Origin of the sequence: Falsiroseomonas oryzae (assembly GCF_027856955.1) — a bacterium.
Lineage (GTDB): Bacteria > Pseudomonadota > Alphaproteobacteria > Acetobacterales > Acetobacteraceae > Falsiroseomonas > Falsiroseomonas oryzae.
In genome coordinates, this window is record NZ_JAPSMD010000154.1 from 1 (window position 1) to 11,766 (window position 11,766).

The following is an 11,766-nucleotide window of genomic DNA, read 5'->3' on the forward strand; positions in this document are numbered from 1 at the left end:
GACGCCGATCCGGCGCGCGTGCTGGCGCGTGCCGTCGCGCTCCACGCCGCGCCGGCCGGCGCGCCTGGTCGGCTGCGGGGCACGGGCGTGAGCCTCTATGTCGAGGACCTGCATGGCGCGCCCGTCGCGGCCCCGGCGCGGCTCACCGCGCTGGAACGTGCCGACGGCCCACTTTTCGCGCTCGCCGCCGGCACGGCGAGCAATGGGCAGGGCCATGAGACGAGCTTCCGCGCCATCGCGGCGCGCGAGCTCGGCATCGCACCCGGGCAGCTCGTTTTCCTGCAGGGCGACACCGCCATGCTATCGGAAGGGGCGGGCACCGGCGGGTCCTGGTCGCTGACCATCGGCGGCAACGCCGTGCTGCTCGCCGCGCAGGCTGCGGTCGAGGAGGGCCGGCGCCGCGCCGCGGTGCTGCTGGAAGCCGCGGAGGCCGATATCGAGTTCGAGGCCGGGCGCTTCCGTGTCGCCGGCACCGACCGCGAGCTGGACTGGGCGGCGCTGGTCGCCGGCAGCCCGGGCCTTGCGGTCGAGCGCCGCTACGACCGGGATGCGGAGACGCGCCCGTGCGGCTGCCATGTCGCCGAGGTCGAGCTGGATCCGGAGACCGGCGCCGTCGCGCTCATCCGGCTGACGGTGGTGCAGGATTCGGGCGTGCTGGTGGATGCGACGCTGGCGGCCGGGCAGATGGTGGGCGGGCTGGCACAGGGGGTCGGCGCCGCGCTGCTGGAGCGCATGGTGCACGACGCCGATGCGCAGCTGCTCAGCGGCTCCTTCCTCGACTACGCGCTGCCGCGGGCAGGCGACCTGCCGGCGATGCAGCCGGTCTTCGATGCGACGCCCGCCGCAGCCAATCCGCTCGGCGTGAAGGGCATCGGCGAGGCGGGGACAACCGGCGTCTCGGCCGCGGTGGCGAATGCCGTGGCGGATGCGCTGGCGAAGCTGGGGGCGCCGGATGTGCAGATGCCGGCGACGCCCGCCGCGGTATGGCAGGCCATCGCTGCGGCGCGCTCGCCTGGCGCGGCGTGACGGGCGGCTGTCGCGCCGCCCGGGGGCGCCCTCAGACCTCGACCTTGTAGGTCAGCTTGATCTCGTCCCCGTTCTCGCCCATCAGCCCCCAGGCGTGGCGCGGCTGTTCGGAGACGATCACGTCGATGTCGCGCGGTTCGATGCCGGTGGCGGCGGGCACGCGCGCGTAGATCTCGCGGACGAGCGCCTTCAGGGTCTCCTTCGTGCGGCCCTGGAAGGTGTCGATCTCGATGATGATGTAGCGGTCGGACCGCTCATGCGGCGGGTAGATGAAGTCCGCCCGATCCATCGGGAAGAAGCGCTGCAGGCGGCGCTCGGCGGGGAAGGTGAAAGCGACCGAGATGCTCTCGTTGATGGCGTCGGACAGCGCCTGGCGGATCGGCACGAGGTTCTCCCGTATCCCGTACACCTTGGCTTGCGGCATGCCGTCCTCCTGCTTGGCCTTGTGGAGAAAGCCTAATCGCCACGCCAGTTCCCCTCAAGTCGGATTCTGGATACAGGACGCGAGGCATCCTACAGCGCCGGCTCCTCCTCGCGCAGCGCGAAGATCTTCTTCCAGGCCGGCCGTGCATGGCAGGCGGCCAGCCAGGCCTTCACGCCCGGCGCGGCCTCCAGCACCTCCGGCGCCGGCAGGGCATAGCGCACCACCTCCGCCACGTTGATGTCCGCCACCGTGAAGCGCCCGCCGACAAGGAAGCCCGTCGGCGCCAGCGCCGCGTCCAGCGCGGCGAAAGGGCCGCGCAGCGCGGCGACGGCTTCCGTCACCTTCGCCTCGCTGCGCTGATCGGGTGGCAGCTGCACGCGGTTGTAGAGGATCTGGATGCTGCGCGGCTCGATCTCGGTCGCGCCGAACAGCGTCCATTGCGCGATCCGGCCTTCCTCCTTCAGGTCGGCGCCGGCCAGCGGCCCGCCGAATTTGCGCGCGAGATAGAGGTTGATGGCGAGGGATTCGCTCAGCACCAGCCCGTCATCCTCCATCGCGGGGATGCCGCCATTCGGGTTGATGCGCAGATACTCCGGCGAGCGGGAATGCATCGTGCCTTCGGCGCCGGCGCGGAAGTTCTGCAGGACGGGAACGTGCCGGAAGGGCTGCCCCATTTCCTCCAGCAGCCAGATGTTGCGCAGCGCGCGTGAGCGATAGACGCCGTAGATGGTGACCATGCCGTTCACTCCAGGCCGAAGGGATCGTCCACCGACTTCGCCGGCGGCGTCAGCCAGTCCGCGCCAGCCTCGGTGACCACGATGTGGTCCTCCAGCCGGATGCCGAACTCGCCGTAGATCGCGATGGTGGGCTCGATGCTGCCGGTGTTGCCGGGCGCGAGGGGCTGCGCGTTGCCCTTCACGAAATAGGGCGCCTCGTGCACGTCCATGCCGATGCCATGCCCGGTGCGGTGCGGCAGGCCGGGCACCCTGTAGCCGGGGCCCATGCCGGCCGCGACCACCACGCCGCGGCAGGCATCGTCGATCGCGCCGCAGGGCGCACCGGGCCGGGCAGCTGCGAAGCCGGCCGCCTGCGCGCGCCTGCTCAGGTCCCAGATCTCCCGCTGGCGGGCGGTCGGCGTGCCGAAGACATAGCTGCGCGTGATGTCGGAGACATAGCCGTGCAGCGGCGCGCCGACGTCGATCAGCACCACGTCGCCCTCCTGCAGCGTCTGCGGATAGGGCACGCCGTGCGGATAGGCGGTGGGCTCGCCGAACAGCACGATGGAGAAGGCGGGGCCGCCGTCGAAGCCGGCCTTGCGGTGCGCGGCGACGAGGAAGTCCGTCACCTCCGTCGTCGTCACGCCTGCCCGCAATGCGCGGGCTGCGGCGGCGTGGATCTCCAGCGTCATGCCCATGGCCTGGCGTAGCAGCGCGACCTCGTGCTCGGTCTTGCGCTCCCGCAGGTGGGAGGTGACGGGGCCGGAGGCGACGAAGCGGTGGTTGGGCAGCGCCGCGCGCATGCCTTCCGCCACGAAGACCCGCGCCATGTCGTCCAGCGCCACGGTGCCGCCGGCCACATCGGCCTCGCGCAGCATCTCGGCGAACAGCGCGTAGGGATCCTCGTCCTCCTCCCAGCCGCGCACCTCGCCGGGCAGGGCCAGCATGGTGCGGATGCGCTCCACCTCGAAGGCGGGCGCCAGGTAGGCGAGGGGACCGCGCGCCGGCAGCATGGCGCCGACCGGCCGCTCGCTCTGCCCGTGCCTGAGGCCGGTCATCCAGGCCAGGTTCGTCGTGCCGTCCAGCCACAGCGCGGCGATGCCAAGCTCCTGCATGCAGGCCTGGGCTCGCGCCACACGGCGCGCATGCTCCTCCGCGCCGATCGGCGGCACCGCGTCGCGCCGGTTGCGGATGCCCGCGAGTTCCGTCGCGAAGTCCGATCCGCCCACGCCGACCGTCATGTCATGCTCCTCGCCGTCCGGCTGCCTGGATGCCACGGCCGCCTCGGCTTCACCAGCGGCGGCGGCTTTCCGTGACGGCCAGGAAGAGGCCGGCGCCGATCACCACGGCGGCGCCGACCCAGGTGGTCGGTTCCGGCCAGAGCCCGGTCAGCAGCACGCCCATGGCGACGGCGCCTATGATCTGCCAGTACTGGAAGGGCGCGATCACGCTGGCCGGCGCGTAGGACACCGCGCGCGCCAGGCAGTAGTGCCCGGCCGCGGCCAGCGTCCCAAGGCCGATGAAGGCGAGGGCGTCGCCCAGGCCCTGCGGCGTCACCCAGCTGAAGGGCACGACCAGCGTCAGCACCACGCCGCCGAGCAGCGCGCTCCAGAGCGTGGAGGTCTCCGGCCGGTCGTAGGGAGCCACCTTGCGCGTCAGCACCTGGTAGGTGGCATAGGCCAACGAACTGACGAGGATCAGCAGCGAGGCCGGCTGGAAGGTCTCGCCGCCCGGCCGGATCACCACCAGCACGCCGAGGAAGGCGGCGCCGACGGCCAGCATGCGGCGGGCCTGCGGCCGCTCGCCGAGCATCGGCCAGGCGATCAGCGCGACCAGGAAGGGCGAGATGAAGCTGATCGCCGCGGCCTTGGCCAGCGGCACCGTCGAGATCGCCACGAAGTAGAAGCTGGTCGAGGTGAGCTGGCACAGCGAGCGCGCCGCCTGCAGCGCTGGCCGGCGCGTGGCGAAGACGCGCACCCCCGCCGTCGGCAGCATCACCGCCAGCATGACCACCAACTGCCCCGCGATGCGCGCCCACACGATCTGCTCATACGGGTAGCGGGCGGCCAACAGTTGCACGAGCCCGTTCATCACCGGCAGCACGCTGGCGGCGAGCAGCATGAACCCGATGCCGAGCAGGATGCGCGGCTCGCGCGGCAGGCCGGGCGGGGGCGGCGTCACGGCCGTGCCACGCAGCCCGGGTTGTCGCGCCCGGGCGCGCCGAGCGCGAGGAAACGAGCCTCGGGCAGGCCCAGCGTCTGCCGCACCTCCATGGCGCGCGCGAAGCTGACCGTGGCCCCGCCGGCGGGCCGTTCCTCGATGCGGTGGATCAGGTTGTCGGAGATGGCCTGGCGGTTGGCGTCCAGGCGCACCTCCGCCCCGGTGGCGGTGGCGAAGCGCAGCCCGGCCAGCGTGCGCTGGAACGCCTCCTGCGCGGCGCCGAGGTCGCCCCGCACCTCGTCCAGCGCCAGCAGGACGGCCTGCAGCGCCGTGTGGTACAGCACGCCATGCAGCGACGGCGTGGCCAGTCCGCCCTGGCCCGACCAGCGGCGGCGGTAGCGCGCGACAAAGTCCTGCCAGGCCGGGTCGTCATGCACCTCCGCGACCGGTCCCGCGCTGACCAGGCCGGGCAGCAGGCGCCGGTGCGGGCCGCGCGTGGACAGCAGCGCATCGTCGGCGGCGCCGGTGCCGGCCACGACGGGCAGGGCGCCGTTCGCCTGCGCATACTGGGTCAGGAAGGCGAGGGCATCGCTGGCGGCCAGCAGCAGCACCAGCGCGCCGGCACTGGCGGGGATGCGCGCGATGGCGTCCGCATGGCTGGCGGCGCCGAGCTGCGACCAGAGATGGGTCGCGCGGCCGCCGAGACTGCAATACTCCAGGCTGAAGCCGAAGGCCTGGGCGTGCTGGAACGGATAGTCGCCGGCCACCACCGCGACCTCCGGGACCTTCATCACACGCCGGACATGCGTGCCGAGGCCGGCCATCCATTGCGCGGCATCCGTGTTGAAGCGGAAAAAGTTCGGGCTCGGGTTGCGCAGGGTGACATCCGGCGCGGCGGCGCTGCCGTTGACGATGGTGCGCCCCGACAGCGTGCGGGAGAAGTCGCGCAGCGCGATCGCCTCGGCGCCGCCCAGCGGGCCGATGATCACCTCGGCCTCGTCCTGCTCGAACAGCTTGCGCGCGCGCGCCACCGCGACATCCGGCTGGCCGTTCGTGCCCTCCCGCATCACCTCCACGCGCCGGCCGCCTGCCATGGCGTTGCGGCTTTCCAGCAGCATCTGCATGCAGCGGAAGGCGTCCTCCCCGCCCGCGGCGAAGGGGCCGTCCAGCGTGGCGAGCCAGCCGAGGCGGATCGGCGCGTCCTGCGCCAGCGCCGGCAATGCCAGGGGCGTTGCCGCGGCCAGCAGCAGCGCGCGGCGCCGCAGGCCTGTCACGTCTGGCCTTCCAGTTCCTCGCGCAGCAGCTCGAGGCGCAGCCATTCCTCCTCCGCCGCGTCGCGCTCCGCCTGCTTGCGGCCGAGCAGGCTGGTGCGCGCCGCGAAGCCGGCGGCGTCGCGCGCATAGAGCCCGGGATCGGCCAGCTGGCCCTGCAGCGCGGCGATCTCGCGCTCCAGCTGGGCGATGCGGGCGGGCAGCGTCTCCAGCGCGTGCTTGTCCTTGAAGGACAGCTTCGGCCGGGCCGCGGCGCGGGGCGGCTCCGGCGTGTCGGTCGTGCGCGCTGCGGGGGCGTCGGAGGAAGATGCCGCCTTAGCCTGCACGCCGCGGCCGCGCTGCGCCACCATGTCGGAATAGCCGCCGGCATAGTCCTGCCAGCGCCCGTCGCCCTCCCAGGCGATCACATTGGTCGCCACGCGGTCCAGGAAGTCGCGGTCGTGGCTGACGACGATCACCGTGCCCTGGTAGTCGCCGATCAGCTCCTGCAGCAGGTCGAGCGTCTCGAGGTCGAGGTCGTTGGTCGGCTCGTCGAGGACCAGCAGGTTGGACGGCGCGGCCAGCGCGCGCGCCAGCATCAGCCGCCCGCGCTCCCCGCCCGAGAGCATGCCGACCGGCGTGCGCGCCTGCTCCGCCACGAACAGGAAGTCCTTCATGTAGCCGACGACGTGCTTCACCTCGCCGCCGACGCGGATCTGGTCGCCGCGCCCGCCGGTCAGCGCGTCCTGCAGCGTCGTCGCGGGGTCCAGGCCCGCGCGCATCTGGTCCAGCGTCACCATCTGCAGGTTCGTGCCCAGCCGCACCTCGCCGGCATCAGGCGGCAGCGCGCCTGTCAGCAGCTTCAGCAGCGTGGTCTTGCCCGCGCCGTTCGGGCCGACGATGCCGACGCGGTCGCCGCGCAGGATGCGGGTGGAGAAGTCCTTCACCACCGGCGCCGCATCGCCGAACGCCTTGGAGATCCGCTCCGCCGCCACCACCAGCGTGCCCGAACCTTCGGCCTCCGTCGCCGCCATGCGCACGGTGCCCGGCGCCGTGACGCGTTCCTTCCGGCGCTTGCGCAGCGCCTGCAGGTCGGCCAGCCGCTTCACGTTGCGCTTGCGCCGGGCGGTCACGCCGTAGCGCAGCCAGTGCTCCTCCCGCACGATCTTGCGGGCCAGCTTGTGCGCCTCGCGCTCCTCCTCCTCCAGCACCTGGTCGCGCCATGATTCGAACTGCGCGAAGCCCTGTTCCAGCCGGCGCGTCGTGCCGCGGTCCAGCCAGACCATGGCGCGCGACAGGCGCTCCAGGAAGCGGCGGTCGTGGCTGACCAGCACCAGCGCGCCGCGCGACTGGGCAAGCTCCTGCTCCAGCCATTCGATCGCCGGCAGGTCCAGGTGGTTGGTCGGCTCGTCGAGCAGCAGGATGTCCGGACGCGGCGCCAGCACGCGGGCGAGCGCGGCGCGCCGCGTCTCCCCGCCGGAGAGGCGTGCGGGCTCCTCTGAGCCGGTCAGGCCGAGGCCTTCCAGCAGCAGCCGCGCGCGGTGCGGATCGTCGCCGGGCGCCAGCCCGGCCTCGACGAAGGCGCCGGTGGTGGCGAAGCCCGACAGGTCGGGTTCCTGCGGCAGGTAGCGCAGCGTCGCGCCGGGCTGCACGAAGCGCGTGCCGGCATCGGCCTCGATCATGCCGGCGGCCACCTTCAGCAGGGTGGACTTGCCGGAGCCGTTGCGGCCGACCAGCGCCAGCCGCTCGCCGGCGCCCACCATCAGCTCCGCACCATCCAGCAGCCAGGCGGAGCCCAGGCGCAGGCGGATGTCGCGCAGGTGCAGCAGCGGGGGCGGGGCCATGGCGGGGGAATGCGCACCCCCCGCCCTGGCGTCAACACCCGCCGGGGCCGGTCAGGCCCGCGTGCCGTCCCGCGCGCCAGCGTTGCGGCGCAGCGGCTCCAGCCGCCGCTCCGGGTCGCGCGCGACCTTGAGGCAATCCTCGGCCGTCCCACCGGCCGGCGGGCGCTGCTGCCGGCGCAGGCTCTCCAGCGCCAGTTCGGGGTGCGGGCGCCGCGTCTTGCCGCCGATGCGGCGCTGCAGGTCGGTGCCGTCCATGTCTTGTCTCCTCCTGTCCGCCGGCAGGGCGCCGGCGCCGGAGTTGAACGCGCGATGCAGCGCCGCGCTGCGCGACCTTGACCCGGCGCGCCAGCCTGCCCCAGTTGTGACCCTGCCGGAAGGAGAGATCCCATGCGTCGCCGCACGCTGCTGACCGCCCTGGCCGCGCTGCCGCTGCCCGCCCTGGCGCAGGACAGGTGGCCGAACCGCCCGGTCCGCATGATCTCCTCCGCGCCCCCGGCCGGCGCCTCCGACATCCTGACGCGCACGCTGGCGCAGGCGCTGCAGGAGCAGACCGGCCAGCCCTTCGTGGTCGAGAACCGCGCCGGCGCGGGCGGCGTGGTCGGGTCGGAGCTGGTCGCGAAGTCGCCGCCGGACGGCTATGTCTGGCTCACCACCAATGTCGGCCCGCAGGCGATCTTCCGCGAGTTGCACCGCAACCTGCCCTACGACACGCGCACCGATTTCCGCCACGTCACCATCGTCGGCACGCTGCCGCTGGTCCTGATCGTCGGGCGCGACCAGCCCTTCCGCAGCATCGCGGACTACCTGGCCGCGGCCCGCGCGCGGCCCGGCGCGCTGAATTTCGGCTCCGGCGGCAACGGCACGCTGCACCACCTGACGGGCGAGCTGCTGAACCGCACCGCGGTCGTGCAGATTACGCATGTGCCCTATCGCGGTGCGCAGGCCGCGACGGCCGACGTGATCGGCGGACGCATCGAGGGGATGTGGGACAGCCTGCCCTCCGCCGCGCCGCATATCCGCTCGGGCGTGGTGCGCGCTCTCGCGCTCTCCTCTGCGCGGCGCAGCCCGGCCTTCCCGGAGATCCCCACCCTCGAGGAGTCGGGGATCGCGGTGACCACCACCAACTGGTTCGGCCTGGCCGGCCCGGGCCGCGTGCCGGAGGAGATCGTGCAGGCGATGTATGCCCAGCTCCGCCGCGCGCTGGACAGCGCGCCGGTGAGGGAGCGCTTCGCCACGATCGGCGTGGAGATCGTCGGCGAGCCGCCGGAGGCGACGCAGCGCTACGTGCTGGCGGAGATCGACCGCTGGTCCGAGGTGGTGCGCGCCACCGGCGTCACGATGGATTGATCGCGATGCTGACGCCATCTGAGGACGCGCTGCTGGCGGAGGCCCGCATCGATCATGCCTGGTCGCTGGTGGAGCGCTTCGCCACCATGCGCCGCCAGGACCCCGAAGAGGCCGCGGCTGCCGGCGAGGAAATCGGCCGGCGCCTCGCCGTGCTAGGCCTGCCGGTCACGCTGCATCGACCGCGCCTGTATCTCGCGGTGCCGAAGGCGGCGCAGGTGGAGCTGGAGGGCCGCCGAATCGCCGCGCGCCCGGCCCAGCTGGCGCAGACGGCGCCGGCGGGGCTGACCGCGCCGCTGGTGTTCGTGGAGAACCCCGTCGCGCCGCCCGCGGGCTGGACGCCGGCCAGCGCGCCGCTGTTCGGCCCGGGCTACGACCCCGCGCCGGGCGTGCCTGATGTTCGCGGTAAGATCGTGCTGTTCCGGGGCATGATCCTGGCGGAGAAGATCCTGTCCTTCGCGGCGCTCGGCGCCGCGGCCGTGATCGCGGTGAACCCGGGCCCCGACATGCACTGGGGCAGCGGCAGCGCCATCTGGGGCACGCCCGACCTCGACGACCTGCCCTGGCGCACGCCGATCCCCGGCTGCGCCGTCAGCCGGCCGGATGGCGAGGCGCTGATCGCGGCCGCCGCGCGCGGCGCCTCCGCGACGCTGACCACCATCGTGGAGGAAGGCTGGTTCGACCAGGTGCTGCCGGAGGTGCGCATCCCCGGCACGGCGGAACCCGACCGCTTCGTGCTGCTGCACGGCCACTACGACAGCTGGGACGTCGGCGTGGGCGACAACGCCACCGGCGACGCCTGCATGCTGGAGGTCGCGCGGATGCTGCACGCCCAGCGCCACATGCTGCGTCGCGGCGTGCGCATCTGCTGGTGGCCCGGCCATTCCACCGGGAAGTTCGCGGGCAGCACCTGGTACGCCGATGCCTTCGCGCGCGACCTGGCGCGCGGCTGCGTCGCGCATCTCAACTGTGACAGCCCGGGCTGCCGGGATGCCACCGACTATCCCGGCATCCCCTGGATGGCGGAGAACCGTGCCTTCGTGACGGAGGCGGTGAGGGACGTCACCGGCAAGGCGGCCGGCGGCAAGCGCCCGTCGCAGTCCAGCGACTATTCCTTCAACAACCTCGGCATCTCCGGCTGCTTCTCCGCCTCCTCCCGCATCCCGAAGGCGGAAGTGGAGCGGCGCGGCTGGTACTTCGTGATGGGGAATGGCGGCAACACCGCCTGGCACACCGACCGCGACCAGCTCGATGTCGCCGACCCCGGCGTGCTGCTGACCGACATCAAGCTGTATGCGCTGGCCGTCGCACGGCTGGCGAGCCTGCCGGCCATTCCCCTCGACCCTGCCGCGCTGGTGGCGGAGCTGCGCGGGCATTTCGACCGCTACGCCGCGGCCGCGGGCGCGCGCTTCGACTTCGCGCCGGCGCGCGCCGCCTTTGAGGCGCTGGCCGCGAAGCTCGCCGCCTTCGATGCCGGCGCGCCCGCGCCGGAGGTTGCGACGGCCACGCGCCTCGCCGTGCTGCGCCAGCTCGTGCCGCTCGACTACACGCGCGGCACACGCTGGCGGCGCGACATCGGCCTGCCGGCGCCGCCGCTGACGCATCTGGCGGTCGCGGCGGAGCTCGACTGCTATCCGCCGCAGGCGCTGGGCTTCGCGCTGATGCAGCTCACGCGCGGGCAGAACCACGTGGTCGCGGCGCTGGAAGCGGCGGCGGAGGCGATACCCTGCTGAGGGGCGGCTACCGCCCCCACTGCCACTCCCAGCTGACGCCGGCGCGGTTGCCGGCTTCCCGGTCTCCCATCTCGGCTTCCACGCGCATGCGCGGCGTGAGATCGACGCGCACGCCGACGCGGCTCGACCCGGGCTCCGTGCCCTGGCGTACGCCCACATAGACGCCGTCTGCCACGTAGCGCCCGGCCTCCAGCGTCGGGCCGCTGCGTTCGTCGGGCCGCGTGTTGCGCGCGGCGGATTCCGTGCCGCCGCCCACCGCCAGCCGGTCCAGCCCGAGGCCCTGGCGCAGCCGGTCCAGCCACCCTGCCGCGTCGCCGCCCGGCAACCCGGTGGCGCCGGCCGCCGCCGCCGCGATCTGCGCGATCTCGAAGGGCGAGAGGTCGCGCAGCGGGCGGTCGAAGAGAAGGCGGGCCAGCACCTCGTCCTGCGGCAGTTCGGGCGTGGAGGAGAAGACGATCTGCGGCGCCGTCGGCGACCCCGTCACGTCCACCCGCGCCGTCACGCTGCCCGTCTGGCTGCTTGCGCGCAGCGCAAGGTCGGGCAGCAGCCCCCCATCCCAGGTCAGGCGCCCGCGCTCGAAGGCGATGCGCCGGCCGATGATGGAGATGTCGCCGCGCCGCAGGTCCAGCGCACCGGTGATCTGCGGGTCGGCCACCCGGCCGCCGATGCGCAGCGCGCCGCCGAGCTCCGCATCCAGCCCGCGGCCGCGCACGAAGACATTGCGCGGCGCCTCCACCTGGATCGCCAGAGCGATCGGCGGGCCGCCCGGTGTGGCGCCACGCTCGGGCGCGGCGTTCGGCCCGGGGCGCCGCGCAGTGCGCTCAGTGCGGCCCGGCGGCACGCCCCGCTCGATCACCGGCTCCAGCGTGCGCAGCCCGCCGCCGAGCTTCTCCGGGATGCGGATGTCCGCCCGGCGGATGCGCACCGGGCCCGACAACGTCGCCTCCGAGCCGAGCAGGCCAACCAGCCGAAGCTCCGCATCCAGCGTCGCGCGCAGCAGGTCGGATGCGACGGGCTGCGCGTTGGTCGCGGTCAGTGTCAGGTCGAGCGGCAGGAAGCGCGTGAAGGGTTCCATCGTCCCGGCCAGGGCCAGGCGTCCTTCGCCCGCCGTGCGGCCGGCGATGTCGGCACGCAGGCGCGGCCCGTCGGGGCGCAGCGTACCCGCGAGGTCGGTGACGGCGATGCCGAGCGCCGCATTGCGGTAGGCCCCGCCCGCAAGCCGCGCCTCGCCGCCCAGCAGCGGCGCGGCGGGCGTGCCGGAGGCGCGCA

Annotated in this window: 11 protein-coding genes; 3 read left to right on the forward strand and 8 right to left on the reverse strand. The window is 73.5% G+C overall.

Annotated features, from left to right (window positions below):
• A partial coding sequence (locus OZN99_RS15710) for a xanthine dehydrogenase family protein molybdopterin-binding subunit (RefSeq protein ID WP_270936200.1) occupies positions 1–1,026 on the forward strand: 1,026 nt, incomplete at its 5' end.
• Between the two features lie 31 nt (positions 1,027–1,057).
• On the opposite strand, the gene OZN99_RS15715 is transcribed toward OZN99_RS15710, so the two are convergent.
• The 7 genes from OZN99_RS15715 to OZN99_RS15745 form a co-directional block, all read right to left on the reverse strand.
• The gene (locus tag OZN99_RS15715; protein WP_270936201.1) at positions 1,058–1,450 is read right to left on the reverse strand and encodes a tautomerase family protein; all 393 of its coding nucleotides are present in this window, start codon (positions 1,448–1,450) and stop codon (positions 1,058–1,060) included.
• Positions 1,451–1,539: 89 nt separating this feature from the next.
• Positions 1,540–2,187: a glutathione S-transferase family protein gene (locus OZN99_RS15720; RefSeq protein ID WP_270936203.1), complete on the reverse strand. Its 648-nt coding sequence runs from the start codon at positions 2,185–2,187 to the stop codon at positions 1,540–1,542.
• Between the two features lie 5 nt (positions 2,188–2,192).
• Positions 2,193–3,407: a M24 family metallopeptidase gene (locus OZN99_RS15725; RefSeq protein WP_270936204.1), complete on the reverse strand. Its 1,215-nt coding sequence runs from the start codon at positions 3,405–3,407 to the stop codon at positions 2,193–2,195.
• A 49-nt stretch (positions 3,408–3,456) separates the two neighbouring features.
• Positions 3,457–4,347, reverse strand: a complete 891-nt coding sequence (locus tag OZN99_RS15730) for a DMT family transporter (RefSeq protein WP_270936205.1) — start codon at positions 4,345–4,347, stop codon at positions 3,457–3,459.
• On the reverse strand, positions 4,344–5,600 hold the full coding sequence (locus OZN99_RS15735) for an ABC transporter substrate-binding protein (RefSeq protein WP_270936206.1): 1,257 nt from the start codon (positions 5,598–5,600) through the stop codon (positions 4,344–4,346). The genes OZN99_RS15730 and OZN99_RS15735 overlap by 4 nt, the downstream gene beginning before the upstream one ends.
• Positions 5,597–7,420 (reverse strand): ABC-F family ATP-binding cassette domain-containing protein, encoded by a 1,824-nt coding sequence (locus OZN99_RS15740; protein ID WP_270936207.1) that lies wholly within the window; start codon positions 7,418–7,420, stop codon positions 5,597–5,599. The genes OZN99_RS15735 and OZN99_RS15740 overlap by 4 nt, the downstream gene beginning before the upstream one ends.
• Positions 7,421–7,471: 51 nt before the next feature.
• The gene (locus OZN99_RS15745; protein ID WP_270936208.1) at positions 7,472–7,675 is read right to left on the reverse strand and encodes a hypothetical protein; all 204 of its coding nucleotides are present in this window, start codon (positions 7,673–7,675) and stop codon (positions 7,472–7,474) included.
• A gap of 132 nt (positions 7,676–7,807) precedes the next feature.
• On the opposite strand from OZN99_RS15745, the gene OZN99_RS15750 reads away from it, so the two are divergent.
• On the forward strand, positions 7,808–8,767 hold the full coding sequence (locus tag OZN99_RS15750) for a Bug family tripartite tricarboxylate transporter substrate binding protein (protein WP_270936209.1): 960 nt from the start codon (positions 7,808–7,810) through the stop codon (positions 8,765–8,767).
• Between the two features lie 5 nt (positions 8,768–8,772).
• A complete protein-coding gene (locus OZN99_RS15755) occupies positions 8,773–10,497 on the forward strand; it encodes a M28 family metallopeptidase (protein WP_270936210.1) in 1,725 nt (574 codons plus the stop codon).
• Positions 10,498–10,504: 7 nt separating this feature from the next.
• Here OZN99_RS15755 and OZN99_RS15760 read toward each other — a convergent pair.
• Positions 10,505–11,766 (reverse strand): translocation/assembly module TamB domain-containing protein (locus tag OZN99_RS15760; RefSeq protein ID WP_270936211.1); only part of this gene is annotated, 1,262 nt, incomplete at its 5' end.